General features: G+C 75.6%; 11 protein-coding genes. 3 read left to right on the plus strand and 8 right to left on the minus strand.

Annotated elements, in window-relative coordinates:
* From O2W15_RS03370 to O2W15_RS03400, 7 genes are all read right to left on the minus strand, one after another.
* A complete protein-coding gene (locus O2W15_RS03370; RefSeq protein ID WP_269178355.1) occupies nucleotides 1-924 on the minus strand; it encodes a MazG family protein in 924 nt (307 codons plus the stop codon).
* A gap of 4 nt (nucleotides 925-928) precedes the next feature.
* Nucleotides 929-1,921 (minus strand): SurA N-terminal domain-containing protein, encoded by a 993-nt coding sequence (locus tag O2W15_RS03375; protein ID WP_269178356.1) that lies wholly within the window; start codon nucleotides 1,919-1,921, stop codon nucleotides 929-931.
* A gap of 59 nt (nucleotides 1,922-1,980) precedes the next feature.
* Nucleotides 1,981-5,526 (minus strand): transcription-repair coupling factor, encoded by a 3,546-nt coding sequence (gene mfd, locus O2W15_RS03380; protein WP_269178357.1) that lies wholly within the window; start codon nucleotides 5,524-5,526, stop codon nucleotides 1,981-1,983.
* Nucleotides 5,527-5,663: 137 nt separating this feature from the next.
* Complete coding sequence (locus O2W15_RS03385; RefSeq protein WP_269178358.1) at nucleotides 5,664-6,428, minus strand: polysaccharide deacetylase family protein; 765 nt, start codon at nucleotides 6,426-6,428, stop codon at nucleotides 5,664-5,666.
* Nucleotides 6,425-6,901, minus strand: coding sequence for an adenylyltransferase/cytidyltransferase family protein (locus O2W15_RS03390; RefSeq protein WP_036341044.1), 477 nt, complete (start codon nucleotides 6,899-6,901; stop codon nucleotides 6,425-6,427). Before O2W15_RS03390 ends, O2W15_RS03385 begins: the two co-directional genes overlap by 4 nt.
* A gap of 181 nt (nucleotides 6,902-7,082) precedes the next feature.
* The gene (locus O2W15_RS03395; protein WP_269178359.1) at nucleotides 7,083-7,649 is read right to left on the minus strand and encodes an arsenate reductase/protein-tyrosine-phosphatase family protein; all 567 of its coding nucleotides are present in this window, start codon (nucleotides 7,647-7,649) and stop codon (nucleotides 7,083-7,085) included.
* Nucleotides 7,646-9,154 carry a polysaccharide biosynthesis tyrosine autokinase gene (locus tag O2W15_RS03400; RefSeq protein WP_269178360.1) on the minus strand — a complete coding sequence of 503 codons (1,509 nt, stop codon included), beginning with the start codon at nucleotides 9,152-9,154 and terminating at the stop codon, nucleotides 7,646-7,648. The genes O2W15_RS03395 and O2W15_RS03400 overlap by 4 nt, the downstream gene beginning before the upstream one ends.
* 240 nt (nucleotides 9,155-9,394) lie before the next feature.
* Here O2W15_RS03400 and O2W15_RS03405 point away from each other — a divergent pair, with 240 nt between their 5' ends.
* Complete coding sequence (locus tag O2W15_RS03405; RefSeq protein ID WP_269178361.1) at nucleotides 9,395-11,752, plus strand: hypothetical protein; 2,358 nt, start codon at nucleotides 9,395-9,397, stop codon at nucleotides 11,750-11,752.
* Nucleotides 11,749-12,774, plus strand: a complete 1,026-nt coding sequence (locus O2W15_RS03410; RefSeq protein WP_269178362.1) for a glycosyltransferase family 4 protein — start codon at nucleotides 11,749-11,751, stop codon at nucleotides 12,772-12,774. Before O2W15_RS03405 ends, O2W15_RS03410 begins: the two co-directional genes overlap by 4 nt.
* A gap of 45 nt (nucleotides 12,775-12,819) precedes the next feature.
* Here O2W15_RS03410 and O2W15_RS03415 read toward each other — a convergent pair whose 3' ends face one another.
* Nucleotides 12,820-13,905, minus strand: a complete 1,086-nt coding sequence (locus tag O2W15_RS03415) for a glycosyltransferase family 4 protein (RefSeq protein ID WP_269178363.1) — start codon at nucleotides 13,903-13,905, stop codon at nucleotides 12,820-12,822.
* A gap of 68 nt (nucleotides 13,906-13,973) precedes the next feature.
* On the opposite strand from O2W15_RS03415, the gene O2W15_RS03420 reads away from it, so the two are divergent.
* A complete protein-coding gene (locus tag O2W15_RS03420; RefSeq protein ID WP_269178364.1) occupies nucleotides 13,974-14,993 on the plus strand; it encodes a glycosyltransferase in 1,020 nt (339 codons plus the stop codon).

Below are 14,993 nucleotides of genomic sequence, written 5' to 3' on the forward strand. Positions count from 1 at the left end.
TCAGCCGTCGGCGCGGGCGTGCGCGGCGGCGTCGAGCTCCTCGGCGTAGCGGCGGACGGCGGTGCGCAGCGCGTCCTCGGCGTCCCACCCGCGCTGCCGGGCGGCGACGACCAGCCCGAGCAGCTGCTCCCCCAGCTCGGCCGGGTCGGCGGCGGTCAGCTCGGCGGCCGGCGGGGTGGGCAGCCCGGCCCGCGCGGCCCGCCCGGCCAGGGCGGCCCCCCACGAGCTGGCCGGCTGCGAGCGGGACACCCCCTCGGTCGGCGAGCGGCGCTGCTTCTCGGTCGCCTTGATCTCGTCCCAGCCACGCTCCACGGCGGCGACGTCCCGCGGCCCGGCGTCGGCGAACACGTGCGGGTGCCGGCGGACCAGCTTGTCGACCAGGTCACCGGCCACGTCGTCGACGTCGAACCGCCGGCCGGGCTCGGCCTCGGCGGCGACCCGGGCGTGGAAGGCGACCTGGAGCAGCACGTCACCCAGCTCCTCCCGCATCGCCACGGGGTCGTCGTCGACGATCGCGTCGTAGGCCTCGTGCGCCTCCTCCAGCAGGTAGCCGCGGAGCGTGGCGTGGGTCTGCTCGGCGTCCCAGGGGCAGCCGCCGGGCGAGCGCAGCCGGTCCATCACGCCGACGACGTCCAGCAGCCGCGCGCCGGGCGGCTCCGGCGCACCCTCGACCCGCGGGACGCCCTCCCAGCCGGCGACCTCCTCGGGGATGGCCAGCAGGACGGCGCCGGGGCCCGCCGCGGCGGCCGAGGCCGGGTCGGGGACGTCGGTCACCGCGATCCCCTCCGCCCGCAGCGCCGCGGCGGTGGCGGCGGCGCCGGGCAGCGCGAGCACGGCCGGGGCGGTGGTGACCGCCCGCCAGCCGGCGGCAGCGAGCAGTCCGGGCAGGCGGGGGCTGACGATGACGAGGAGCGCGACGGGCACCCGGTCAGTCTCCGGCAAGCCCGGCGGCGTCCTCACCGGCGTCCTCGAGGAGCTGCACCACGCCGCCGTCCGCGGCGACCACCTGCCCGCCCTCCAGCGTGCCGAAGCGCGGGTTGACCACCAGGTCGAGGTCGTCCCGCACCCGGGCCACCAGCGCGGCGCCGGCCTCCGCCGCCTCGGCCGCGGCCTGGTCGGCCAGCTGCGGGCGCAGCTGCTCGAACGTCGGGACGACGACGTCGCTGACGAAGCCGACCACCACCCCGCCGGCCTCCGGCAGCGCCAGGGTGAAGCCCTGACCGGGGGGCGTGGCCGCGATCGGCTCGGCCAGCACCGCGGGCAGGTCCGCCGGTGCCCGGGGCTCGATCTGCGGCAGCGTGTTCGGCCCGGCGTACTGGGCGGCGACGGCCGGGTAGCCGGCCGGGTCGGCGGTCAGCTGGGCCAGCACGGCGTCGGCGGTGGCCTGGTCGGGGACCGTCACCAGACCGAGCTCGACCTGCGCGAGGCCGGGGGCCACCTGCTCGTAGCGCTCGCGCAGCGCCGCCTCGGAGGGCTCGACCAGCCCGGCGGCGACCGCGGCGCGCTGGCGGACCAGCTGCTGGCGGACGTTCTCCACCACGTCGGCCTCGCTGGCGCCCTGCTGCTGGGCCACCTGGGTGAAGACCACCTCCGGGTCGGCGCCGCCGAGCAGCTCGACGATCCGCGCCCGCACGTCGGCGTCGGACACCTCGACACCCCAGCGCCGGGCCACCTCGTCGTGGAGCTCCTCGCCCACCCGCAGGCTCAGCACCTGGCGGGTGTAGCCCACCTCGTTCCCGGCGGCGTAGGCGGCGATGTCGGGGTCGGCGAGCCGGGTGTCGACCGCCTCGTCCAGCTCGGCGACGGTCACCTGCTCGTCACCGACATAGGCGGCGACGTCCGGGTCGGTGCGGCACCCGGCCAGGCTCCCCACCCCGGCGGCACCCACGAGCAGGACGGCGAGGAGTCTGCGGCGCGGCACGGCGCGAGCGTGCCACACCCGGTGTGAGCCACGCCGCACCCCGCGCGGTCCGACGTGGGTCAGGAGGCGACGGCGACGGGCTGTTCGAGGACCGAGGTCAGCAGCGCGTGCAGCTTCTCCAGCAGGGCGACGTCCCGCAGCGGCGTCCGCCGGTCCGGGCCCAGCGGCACCTTGATCGACACGGTGCGCACGGCCTCCTTGTAGGTGGCCCCCTCGGCCAGCCGGGACAGCTTCATCACCTGGGACTCGCGCAGCTCCACCGGCCCGACCCGGACGTTGCGCCCCTGCATCGACACCTCGGTGACCCCGAGGTGGCGCATGGCCGCGCGGAACCGGGCCACCGCCAGCAGGTTGAGCACCGGGGCCGGGGCCGCGCCGTAGCGGTCGGTGAGCTCGTCGAGCACGGCCTGTGCCTGGTCGTCGTCCTGCACCGAGGCGACCTTGCGGTAGGCCTCCATCCGGAGCCGCTCGCCGGGCACGTAGTCGTGCGGCAGGTGCGCGTCGACCGGCAGGTCGACCCGGACCTCGGCCGGCTCCACGGCCGGGGACTCCCCCGTCGCCTGGGCCCGGTAGTCGCTGACCGCCTCGCCGACCAGCCGGACGTAGAGGTCGAAGCCGACCCCGGCGATGTGCCCGGACTGTTCGCCGCCGAGCAGGTTGCCCGAGCCGCGGATCTCCAGGTCCTTCATCGCCACCGCCATCCCGGCCCCGAGATCGGTGTTGTGCGCGATGGTGGTCAGCCGGTCGACCGAGGTCTCGGTGAGCGGCCGGGACGGGTCGTAGGTGAAGTAGGCATAGGCCCGCTCCCGGCCACGGCCGACCCGGCCGCGGATCTGGTGCAGCTGGGAGAGGCCGAAGGTGTCGGCCCGGTCGACGATCAGGGTGTTGGCGTTCGGGATGTCCAGCCCGGACTCGACGATCGTGGTCGCGACCAGGACGTCGTACTCCTTCTCCCAGAAGCCGACCATGATCCGTTCGAGCTCGTGCTCCTTCATCTGGCCGTGGCCGACCGCCACCCGGGCCTCGGGCACCAGGTTGCGGATCTTCGCCGCCGCCTTGTCGATCGACTGCACCCGGTTGTGGATCACGAACACCTGGCCGTCGCGGAGCAGCTCGCGGCGGATCGCGGCGGCCATCTGCTTGTCCTCCCAGGCGCCGACGTAGGTCAGCACCGGGTGCCGCTCCTCCGGCGGCGTGAGGATCGTGGACATCTCGCGGATGCCGGTGAGGCTCATCTCCAGGGTGCGCGGGATCGGGGTGGCCGACATCGACAGCACGTCGACCGCCGTCCGCACGCTCTTCAGGTACTCCTTGTGCTCGACGCCGAAGCGCTGCTCCTCGTCCACGATGACCAGCCCCAGGTCCTTGAACCGGGTGGTGGGCTGCAGCAGCCGGTGGGTGCCGACCAGGACGTCGATCTCGCCGTCGGCCAGCTTGCGCAGCACCTCGTCGGACTCGGTCTTCGACTGGAACCGGGAGAGCACCGCCACCGTCACCGGGAACTGGGCGAACCGCTCGGAGAAGGTCTTGAAGTGCTGGTTGGCCAGCAGCGTCGTCGGCACCAGGATGCCGACCTGCTTGCCGTCCTGCACCGCCTTGAACGCCGCCCGCACCGCGATCTCGGTCTTCCCGTAGCCGACGTCGCCGCAGATGATCCGGTCCATCGGCACCGGCTGGGCCATGTCCGCCTTGACCTCGTCGATCGCGGCCAGCTGGTCGGGCGTCTCGGTGAAGGGGAAGGCGTCCTCCAGCTCGCGCTGCCAGACGGTGTCCGGCCCGAAGGCGTGGCCCTTGGACGCCATCCGCGCCGAGTACAGCCGGATGAGCTCCGCGGCGATCTGCTTGACCGCCTTGCGGGCCTGGTTCTTCGTCTTCTGCCAGTCGGCGCCGCCGAGCTTGGACAGCGCGGGCGCCTCGCCGCCGACGTAGCGGGTCAGCTGGTCCAGGGAGTCGGTGGGCACGAACAGCCGGTCCGGCGGCTGGTTCCGCTTGCCCGGTGCGTACTCGACGATCAGGTAGTCGCGCTGCCCGCCGTGCACGGTGCGGCTGACCATCTCCACGTAGCGGCCGACGCCGTGCTGCTCGTGCACCACCAGGTCGCCCGGCTGCAGCTGCACCAGGTCGACGGCGTTGCGCCGGCGGGCCGGCATCTTGGTGGCGTCCTTCATCGAGGTGCCGCGCTGGCCGGTGAGGTCGCCCTCGGTGACCAGCGCCAGGCCCACGGCCGGGAAGGTGAAGCCGGCCTCCAGGTTGCCCTGGGTGATCAGCGTCGGCCCCGCCGTGGGAGCGGCCTCGATGCCGGGCACCAGCCGGGCCCCCAGGTCGGCCTCGGTGAGCTGGTCGGCCGCGCGCTGGGCGGGGCCGGGGCCGGCGAAGGTCAGGGCGACCCGCCAGCCGTCGCGGCCCCAGCTGCGCAGCTGGTCGAAGGCGCGTGCCTGGTCGCCGTGGAAGCGCTCGACCCCGGTGGCGTCCAGGGTGACGTGCTGGTCGTCGTCGTCGGGCTGGAGCGTGAAGGCGCCCGTCGTCCACCAGGGCAGGGCCCGGGCCCGGGCGGCGTCCTGGACGTCGGCGAGGTCGCGGAAGGAGGAGGCCCCCAGGTCGATCGGCGCCTGGCCGGCCTCGGCCGCGGTCTGCCAGGAGGCGGCGAGGAACTCCTCGGCGGTGCGCACCAGGTCCGCGGACCGGCTGCGCACCCGCTCGGGGTCGCAGACCAGCACGTGCGTGCCCGGGGCCACCAGGTCGGTCAGCAGCTGCATCTGGTGCCCGCCGATGAGCGCCGGGATCAGCGACTCCATGCCCTCCACGGCGATGCCCTCGGCCAGCTTGCCGGCCACCTCGGCCAGCTCCGGGTGGTCGACCCCCAGCTGGACCGCGCGGGCCCGGACCTCGGCGGTGAGCAGCAGCTCGCGGCACGGCGGGGCCCACAGCCGGTCGGGCCGCTCGTCCAGCGAACGCTGGTCGGCGGCGGAGAAGTACCGCAGCTCGTCGACCTCGTCGCCCCAGAACTCCACCCGCACCGGGTGCGGCTCGGTGGGCGGGAAGACGTCGAGCAGGCCGCCGCGGACGGCGAACTCCCCGCGCTTCTCGACCAGCTCCACCCGGGTGTAGGCCGCCTCCGCCAGCGCCTGGGAGACCGCCTCGAGCTCGGCGCTCTGTCCCGGCGCCAGCTCCACCGGCACCAGGTCGCCCAGCCCGGGGGCCAGCGGCTGCAGCACGCTGCGCACCGGGGCGACCAGCACGTCGACCGTGCCGTTCTCCCCGGGGTGGGTCAGGTCGCGCAGCACGGCCAGCCGGCGGCCGACGGTGTCCGCGCGGGGGCTGAGCCGCTCGTGCGGCAGCGTCTCCCAGGCCGGGAAGACCTCCACCCGCCGGTCGGGGAGGAAGCAGCGCAGCACCCCCGCCAGCGCGTCGGCGTCCCGCTCCCCCGCGGTGACCACCAGCACCGGCACGTCCGCGCCGGGCGCCGGGGCCGCCAGCGCGGCGGCCACCAGCGGCTGGACCGACGGCGGGGCGGTGACGGCCAGGTCGGCCGCACCCGCCCTGCCCACCACCGAGGCAACGCCGGCGTCGGACAGGACGACGTCGAGCACGCCGCGCAAGCTCACGGGGGTCACTCCTGGTTCCGGGGGGCCACACCCAGCGCGCCGGGTGCGCACGGGGGCCCTGTTCCCAGGTTAGTCCGCGTGCTCGGGGCGCCGCGCGTCCCGGGACGGGCGACCGGACGCCGACGCCTCTCCCGGGCTCAGGAGCTGCGCATGCCGTTCCACGTGCGCACGTGGTGCCGGACCAGCTTGGCCAGCAGGTGCCCGCCGCGGTGCCCGGGCCCGATGTAGCAGCGCGGGATCGTGAACCTGTCCAGGGAGGAGTAGTCACCGATGACGCAGGCGTGGTCGTAGCCCGCCGCGCGAACGGCCTCCGCAGCGGCCGGACCCGCGCTGCCGTAGGGGTAGCAGAACCCGGTGACCTCGGCCTGGACCAGGTCTTCGAGCACCCGCTTGCTGCCCACGGTCTCCTCGTGGAGCGTGCGGGCGTCAGCAGTGCCGAGCCGGACGTGGCCGAGCGTGTGGCTGCCGATCTCGTGCCCGGCTGCGGCGACCGTGCGGACCTCAGCGGCGCTCAGCAGCGGGAACTGCGGACCGGTGTCCCAGTCGTTGGTGCCGCCCAGCCGACCGGCGACGACGTAGACGGTCCCGGCCACGTCGTGGCGCGCGAGGACCGGCGCGGCGTGCTCGACGAAGTCCCGGTAGCCGTCGTCGAAGGTGAGGCCCACCAGCCCGGCGGACTCTCCCCGCGCGTGCGCCTCGACCAGGGTCGCGAGCGGCACCCCACGCAACCCGAGCCGGCGCAGCAGCCGCAGGTGCTGGTCCAGGTGGTCGGGGTGCACCCGCAGCCGGAACGGGTCGGGCTCGGTCGACGGGCTGATCGAGTGGTACATCAGCACGGGGGGCAGCGGGAGGCGCGCGGAGGCAGGCGGTGCGCCGGCGCGCAGGCGGTCGGCCGCGGTCATCGGCCGACGCCGACCCGGCGGACCGGCGACGTGTCGCGTTCCGCCTGCCGGCTCTGACCCTCGATCACCGACAGGGCGCGGCGGAGGATCGTGCTGGAGGTGTGCGCCGTGTAAGGGAAGTAGCGCACCTCCACACCGACCGCGGCGAAGTCCGACTCCAGCCGGCGTCCCTTCTCGGTGCCACGCCAGTCGTCGCCCTTGAAGATCACGTCGAAGCCGACCTCGCGCCAGGTGTCCAGCTTCTCGGGGAGCACCTCGGCGTGCACCCCGTCGACCATGCTCAGGTTGCGCACGATCTCCATCCGCTCGGTGAGCGGGACCACCGGGGCACGGCCCTTGGTCAGCACCAGCATCTCGTCGGAGACGACGCCGGCGATGAGCCGGTCGCAGTGCGCCGCAGCGTGCTTGAGGATGTTGAGGTGCCCGATGTGGAAGAGGTCGTAGGCACCCGGTGCGTAGCCGATGACAGTCACTGTGTTCCCCCTAGGTGATGGCGAGGACGACGCTACGGCGCGGCGAGCGCGGAGAGTGACGATCGCCAGGGTGGTTCACCCGGTCGGGGAGCGAGCTTCCCCCGATCGCGCAGCGGCGTCCTGACGGTCTGCAGGACGCGCGGCCCACGGCCGTCGACCCGTCGCCGAGCACGGCTCCGAGTCAGCCGCCGAAGGCCCGCACCAACCGGCCGATCGCCTCGTCGACCTCGGACATCGCCGCCTCGTAGGCCTTCCCGTCGCGCCCGTAGGGGTCGGCGATGTCGTCCTCCGGGCCGGCGGTGCGCCGACCCCGGAACCGCGGCGCCGCCCGGACGAGCGCCGTCCACCGCTGCACGTCCGCACCGTCCAGCGCGGGGTCCAGGTCGACCACCGCCAGCTCCGCGAGCTCGACGAACTCACGCAGCGTGAAGGTGCGGCGTACCGCCGAGGGCTCCGCCGTGACCACCCGGGCCCGCTGGTCGCGGGTCATGGTGAGCACCAGGTCCGACTGCCGGACGATCGAGGGGGTGAGCTGGCGGGCGCGGGAGCCGGGCAACGGGACGTCGAGCAGCTCGGCCATCGGCGCCGCCATCGGCTCCCCCACCCGGGCGTGCAACCCCGCGCTGGAGGCGGCCACCCCCGGGGTGTCCCGCCAGGCAGCGGTGAGCAGCGCCTCCGCCGCCGGGGAACGGCAGATGTTGCCGGTGCAGACCACCAGCACGGCCCACGGCCGGGGCGGGGCGGTCATCGGGCGCTGCGGCTCGGCACCCCGCGCGGCGCCGGCACCTCGTCGCGCGCCAGGACTCGGGTGGGCGGCGCCTGCCGGGCCGCGGCGGTCGGCGGGACGGCCCGGGGACGGCGCCGCCAGGGCCGCCGGCGGGCCTGGCCCGGCAGCCGATCGGTCCGGTAGTCATAGGCGGAGTCCTCGCGGTCCACCATGTTCAGCACGATCCCGAGCTGGTGCGCACCGACCTGGGTCAGTCCGGTCAGTGCCTCTGCCAGCTGGTGCCGGCGCACCAGCCGGGCATTGGCGACCACGAGGGTGCCGTCGACCAGCCGCGACAGGATCGCCGCGTCTGCCACGGGCAGCAGCGGCGGTGTGTCGATGACGACGAAGTCCCAGGCCGCCCGCTGCTGGGCCAGGAACCGGCCCATCGCCGGGGAGCTGAGCAGCTCACCGGGGTTCGGCGGGCAGGGCCCGGAGGCCAGCACCTGCAGCCCCGAGCTGCCCCAGTCCTGGACGACGTCCGCCAGCTCGGCCCCGCCCCGCAGCACGGTGGTCAGCCCGGCTGCGCCTTCCAGGCCCAGCACGGCCGCCTGGGTCGGACGGCGGAGGTCGGCGTCGACGAGGAGCACCCGGGCCCCGCCTTCGGCGAGCGCCGCTGCGAGGTTGGCGGTCACGGTGGACTTGCCCTCGCCGGGCACCGAGGAGGTCACCGCGATGACCGAGAGCCGTCGATCACCGGGCTCCCGCTCGGCGGACACCTCGAGGAAGCCCAGGTTGGTGCGCAGCTGTCGGTAGAACTCCGCCTGCGGGTCCAGCGGAGCGGCCTCGACGACGACCGGCCGACCGTCCCCGGCGCGACGCCGGCCGATCAGCCCGAGCACCGGCAGCGGGGTCACCCGGGCCAGCGTGGCGACGTCCCGCACCCGGTTGTCGAGCGCCTCACGGGCGAAGGCGCAGCCGATGCCGAGCAGCAGCCCGGCCAGCAGCCCGGCCACGAGGGTGAGGACCACCTGCGGGGTGGCGGCGGAGGCCGGGGCCTCGGCGGGCGTCACGGTCGTCGCCTCGATGTTCGGTTCGCCGTCCGCGCCGGTGGGGGCCAACGCCTCCACCTGGCGGCCGAGGGACTCGGCGACGGCGTTGGCGATCCGCGCCGCGCCGGCCGCGGACCCGTCGGTCGCCGTGACCTCGACCAGCACCGTGTCGGTCGGGGCCTGCGCCGAGACCCGGGTCGCCAGGGCCGTGGCGGTGGTGCCCAGGTCCAGCTCGTCGACGACCGACTGCAGCACGGCCGGTGTCGTCGCGAGGGCGGCGAAGGAGGTGACCTGGTTCTGCGCATAGGTGGAGCCCTGCACCAGGTCGCTGGCCGAGCCGCCGAAGTCCAGGGAGAAGAAGACGCTGGCGCTGGCCCGGTAGGTGGGCGCCGAGGTGGACACCAGAGCTGCCGCGACCAGGACCCCGGCGAGCGACAGTCCGACCACCCAGCGCCAGCGCCTGCGTGCGGTGTCGATGTTCGCGCGGAGCCCCATCGCCGTCCTCTCTCGGTGGTGTCCGGGCCGACCGCCGTCCGCACCCGGACGGCGATCGGTCCCGCCCCGAGGCAGCGGCGCCCCGTGCAGCCAGTCTCACCGACCCGTCGGCCTCCGGTGGCCGGCCGGCGGGTGCCCCCACCCGAACGGGTCACGGCTGCCCCCGATCTGCCCGCGCAGGGGCGGTCTCCGGCCGCTGAGCAGGCACGATGGGCGCAACCCGATCGAGGAGACCGCCCCGTGGACCCCAGCGACCACCTCGCTGCCGTACTGCGGCGCTGGCACTGGGTGGCTGCCGCAGGACTGGTCGGCGCCCTGCTGTCGGTCGCCGTGGCGATGACCGCTGCCCCGCGGTTCGAGGCCCGGACGGTGCTCTTCGTGGGAGTGACCCGGGCCGTCGACAGCGGTGACCTCGCGACGGGATCCCTGGTCCGCCAGGAGGTGCTGCCCTCCCTGGTCCAGCTCGCCCGCTCCGCCGTCGTCCTGCAGCCGGTGATCGCAGAGCTCGACCTGCCGACGACGCCTGGAGCGCTCGCCCGGGACGTCTCGGTGACCGTCCCCGAGGACGCGGCGACCCTCACGGTCACGGTCTCCGCCGGCGACCCCGGGACCGCTCGCCGGGTCACCGCGGCCGTCGGGGCCTCCCTCCAGGCGGCGGCGGGCGAGCTGACCGGCGGGAGCGGTCCTGCCGGCACGCTCTCCCTCACCACCGTCACGCCGGCCGTCGAGCCGCGGTTCGCCTCCTCCCCGGACACCAGGTACCGCGCCGCCCTCGGCCTGCTGGCCGGCAGCACGGCCGCCACCCTGGCCATCGGCCTCGGCTCGCTCGCCCGTCGCCCGGTCCGCGGACCGGGCGACCTGGGCCCGGTGCCCGTGCTGGGCCGGCTCGGTCACCGCAGGCGCCGTCCCTCCGCCGCGTCGGCGGCGCGGCGGCAGCGCGAGGTCGAGCGCCTCGGCTGGCTGGTGTCCGCCCCGCTGCCCCCCGGCGCCCGGTTGCTGGTCGCCGGCACCGCACGACCCGGTCCGGTGGACTCCGCTGCTCGAGGGCTGGCCGCTGAACTCGTGGCGGCGGGGGTGCCGGCCGTTGCCGCCGACGGTCCGGACGATCTGGCCGGGGCAACCGCGGCGGACGCCGTCGTCGTCCTGCTCGACGTCCGCCGGGCCTCCCGCGACCGGTTCGACGAGGTCGCCGACCGGGTCGACCGCTCCCCGGCCCGGCTGCTCGGCGTCGTCCTCGACGAGCTGCCCGGCCGCACACCCGGGCAGCTCGGCCGGCTCTGGGACGTGCTGCGCCCCGGCCCGGTCTGGCGCGCCGGTGGCGGCGGGCCGTCGTCCGGGACGGCCTTCGCCCGGGCGACCGCCGTGGGCGCGCTGGCGCTGTGCGGACTCGATCCCGCGCTGCCCACCGGGGTCACGATGAGCTTCCTGGTCACCCTGCTGCTGCTGCCGGTCTGGCTGCCTGCGCTGCGGCAGTACCGGGGGGCCACCGCGCTGGGCGGGCTCACGCTGGTCGCGGTCGCCTCCGGTGCCCTGCTGGCCGCCCGGTCGTCCCTCGACCACGCGATCGACGGCCGCGAGGCGCTGATCAGCTCGACGATGGTCCTCGGCGCCGCCGGCACGATCGGCCTCGTCGCCTGGGCCCGGACGGTCCTCCCACTGCCCTGGCTGGGCGCCGCGTTCGGCAGCGGCATGCTCGCCTCCGGGCTCGCCCGCGCGGCCGAGTCCCCCAACGCCTGGAAGTTCGAGCTCGCCCTCCCGCTGACCATCCTGGTGCTCTCCCTGGCCCTCGCCTCCGGGCGGCACGCGCTCGGCCTGGCCGGGCTCCTCGTGCTGGCCGCCGTCGACATCACCCACGATGCCCGCAGCGCGTTCGGCTTCTGCGCGGCCGCGATGGCACTGGTGGCCTGGCAGCTGTTCACCGACCGGCCGCCGGGCGCACCCGGACGCGCGGGCCGTCCGGTGCTCACCGCCGTCGCGCTGACCGTGCTGGGCGTGGGCGGCTACCAGGTGGCCACGCGGCTGCTCACCTCGGGCGCGCTCGGCGCCGAGGTGCAGGCCCGCTCGGTCACCCAGGTGCAGGAGAGCGGCTCGCTGCTGATCGGTGGGCGACCGGAGTGGACCGGCACCTGGGCGCTGATGCGCGACGAGCCGCTCGGCTTCGGGCTGGGCGTCGTCCCGACCGGCGGGGACGTGCTCACCGTCAAGGAGGGGTTCGCCGTGGCGCACGTCCCCAGCGCCGGCAACTACATCGAGAACTACCTCCTGGCCGGCCGGTTCGAGCTGCACTCCATCGTCGCCGACCTGTGGACCAACCTCGGCGTCCCCGGCCTTCTCCTCGGGCTCGCCCTGGGAGTCGCGGTCGTCGCCGGCCTGACCGTCGCCCTCAGCCGCCGCCGGGCACCGGCGCTGCTGTGCTTCCTGGCCCTGCTCAGCCTGTGGGACCTGGCCTTCGGCCCACTCCCCTCCAACATCCCCGAGGTGGCACTGACCGTGGGACTCCTCCTCCTGCCCGCCGTCGACCGCGCCCGGCCGCCGTCCCGTGGACCGGCCGGTGCCGCCGCCACGCCGCGGCCCGTCCTCGCGGCGGCACGCGCGTGACCAGCACCGGGCGACTCGTGGTCGCCTTCCCCGAGGGCCGCGGTGTCGCCCGCTGGGCGGAGCGGGACCGGGAGAGCCCCGTCCCCGGCGACTGGCCCTACGGGCTGGAGCACCTGCGCAGCGGCGACCGGGACGCCGAGGCGCTCGACCTGCCCGGACCCTCCCGCTGGCAGCGCGGGCTGCTCCGGCTGGGCCTGCCGGCGACCCGTCGCCGGGGGACGGCCGACGTGGCCCTGAGCTGGGACGAGGTGACCGCCGCGCACCTGCTGGCCGGGCGCCCCGGCCGCCGGCTGTTCAGCGGGGTCATCTGGGCCACCGACCAGCTCGCGTGCGACCCGGCCTCCGCCGTCCTGGCCCGGCAGCGCCGGGTGCTGCGCGCGCTGGACGGGCTCTGGTGCCTCAGCCGCCCGCAGGTCGACGCGGTGCGCGACTGGATCGGCGCCGACGGCCCACCGGTGCACTTCCTGCCGTTCGGGATCGACGAGCAGTTCTACCGCTCGGACGCCCCGCCTCCCGCCGTGCCCCGCGTGGTCAGCGTGGGCGGTGACCGGGACCGGGACCCGGCCACCCTGTTCGCCGCGCTGGAGCTCGTCCGTCGCAGCCGGCCGGATGTGGAGTGCATCGTGCAGTCCCGCAGCACGCTGACCCCGCCGGCCGGCGTCCGGAAGGTCGACTTCATCCCGCACGCCCAGGCCCGCGACCTGTACGCCTCGGCCAGCCTGGTCGCCGTGGCCACGCGGCCCAACCTGCACGCGTCGGGCATGACCGTCGCCCTGGAGGGGATGTCGGTCGGCCGCCCGGTCGTCGCCTGCGCCACGCCGGGGATGGCGGACTACGTACGTGACGGCGTGACCGGCCTCCTGGTGCCACCGCAGCGCCCCGAGGAGATGGCCGCTGCCGTGCTCGACCTGCTGGAGGACCGGGAGCGGGCCGCCGAGATGGGTCGGGCGGCGCGCCGGCACGTGCTGGCCGGGTTCACCACCACGACGATGTGCCGCCACCTCACCGACCTGGTGGGCTGATCCGTGCCCCGACCCACCGGACACCCGCACGGGCGGGCCGGTCGCTCAGTCGCCGGTGAGCCAGCGGTCGGCGGCGAGCCGGCCGTCCACGGCCGGCAGGTCGGCCAGCACGGAGGCCGTGGAGCGCCCGGCCACCAGTGCACCGGCGAGCGCCGCAGCGACCTCGGCGGGCGACGCCCCGGGGGGCAGCACGGTGTGCCCGTGCCCGGACAGCCAGCTGCGCAGACCGGTCTCCTCGGTGGCGACCACCGCGACCCCGTGGGCCAGGGCCTCCACCAGCGGCAGGCCCACCTGCTCACGCCAGGTCGGCCGCGGCTGGGAGAGCAGCACCAGCACCGCCGCCCGGCGCAGGGCCGCGTGCACCTCGGGACGCGGCGGGTCCACGACCAGCCGGACCCGGTCGTCGGCTCCCGCCAGCTCCCGGACCGCCGGCTCCAGCGGGCCCTTGCCGACGACGGTGAGCCGCGCCGAGGGGTGCGCGCGGACGACGTGCGGCCAGGCCGCCAGCAGCAGCGGCACGCCCTTGCGCTCGTCGAGGGCACCCAGGAACAGCACCCCGTCGGGCTCCCGGTCCGCCGCGGTGCAGCCGCACGGTGCCGGGAGCGCCGGCACGAGCCGCGTCGCCGTGCCGGCCAGCCGGTGGCCCAGGACGGACTCGTACAGCGTCTGCGCGTCGGCGGTGCCGAAGGCCAGCCGGTCCAGTCGACCGGCCACGAACCGGGACGCGCGCACCTCCGCCCAGCGGCGCACCCGGCTGCGCAGCCGTCCGCCCGGGGGCGGGCCGGTGAAGGGGTCCCGGTTCTCGATCGCGTAGCTGACCACCCGCACCGGTCGACGTCGCACCGCCGCCGCCGCACGCACCGTGAGGACCGCCAGCGCCGAGCGAGCCAGCCCCGACTGCATGAGCGGCTCGTTGACCTCGAGGACCGACACCCGCGAGCGCGCCAGCGTGACCGCCATGGACAACGCGCCACCGGGCACCAGGTCGAGGCCCTGCGCGAGCCCGGCGTCGAAGTCGTAGCGACGGGTGCGGAACACGATGGTCGCCGGCACCTGCTCGTGCGCCCGTTCCAGGTGCGCCGTCCGGATGCTGTCGTACAGCCGGACGCAGTCGTACCGGGCCCGTCTCACGATCCCGGACACTATCGCCCTGGGCTGCACCCGCTCGGGCAGCCCAGCAGACAAGAGGAGCCCCACGCGTGACCCGTCCCCTGGTCGTGCTGCAGTCCTTCCCGACCCCACGGCCGACGACCAACCCGTACCTGGTCCTCCTCGCTGCCAGCATCACCGCCCAGCCCGGCGCCCGGCTGCGCACCTTCAGCTGGCGACGTGCGCTGCTGTCGCGGTACGACGTCTTCCACGTGCACTGGCCCGAGATCCTGGTGTCGGGTCACTCGCCGCTGAAGAAGGCCGTGCGCCAACTGCTGTTCGTGCTCCTGCTCCTGCGGCTGCGCCTGCTCCGCACCCCGCTGGTCCGCACCCTGCACAACCTCCACCTGCCGGAGGGGATCTCGCGTCGGGAGGTGGTGCTGCTGCGGCTGGCCGAGCGCTGGACGACCCTGTGGGTCAAGCTCAACGCGACCACGCCGGCCCCCCCGGGGACCAGTTCGGTCACCATCGTCCACGGCCACTACCGGGACTGGTTCCTCCGCCACCCGGAGCCGGCGCCGCAGCCCGGCCACCTCGCCTTCGTCGGCCTGGTGCGCCGCTACAAGGGCGTGACCGGCCTGCTCGACGCGTTCGCGGAGACCGCCACCGGACAACCGGGGTGGACGCTGCGGGTGGCCGGCCGGCCCTCGACCGACGAGCTGGCCGCCGAGCTGCACGAGGCCGCGGCCGCCGATCCCCGGGTCTCGCTCCACCTGGAGTTCCTCGACGACGCCGAGCTGGTCCAGGAGATCGGCCGGGCCGAGCTCGTCGTGCTGCCCTACCGGGAGATGCACAACTCCGGTGGTGCACTGGCCGCCCTCTCCCTCGACCGCCCGGTCCTGGTCCCGGACAACGAGGTCAACCGCCTGCTCGCCGATGAGGTCGGCCCCGGCTGGGTGTTCCGCTACGACGGTCCGCTGACCGGGGAGGACCTGGTCGCCGCCGTCACCGCCCGGCGGGCAGGTGGTGCAGCAGCGCGCCCCGACCTCAGCGCGCGTGAGTGGTCGGCCGCCGGCCGTGCCCACCTGGACGCCTACCGCACCGCCCGGGCCGCCCGGTCCCGCCGCTGA

The organism is Modestobacter sp. VKM Ac-2979, assembly GCF_026967995.1.
GTDB lineage: Bacteria > Actinomycetota > Actinomycetes > Mycobacteriales > Geodermatophilaceae > Modestobacter.

Coding starts and splice junctions, on each gene's coding strand:
- O2W15_RS03400 (WP_269178360.1), bottom strand. CDS start 9,154: ATGGGGCTCCGCGCGAACATCGACACCGCACGCAGGCGCTGGCGCTGG.
- O2W15_RS03395 (WP_269178359.1), bottom strand. CDS start 7,649: ATGACCGCCCCGCCCCGGCCGTGGGCCGTGCTGGTGGTCTGCACCGGC.
- O2W15_RS03385 (WP_269178358.1), bottom strand. CDS start 6,428: ATGACCGCGGCCGACCGCCTGCGCGCCGGCGCACCGCCTGCCTCCGCG.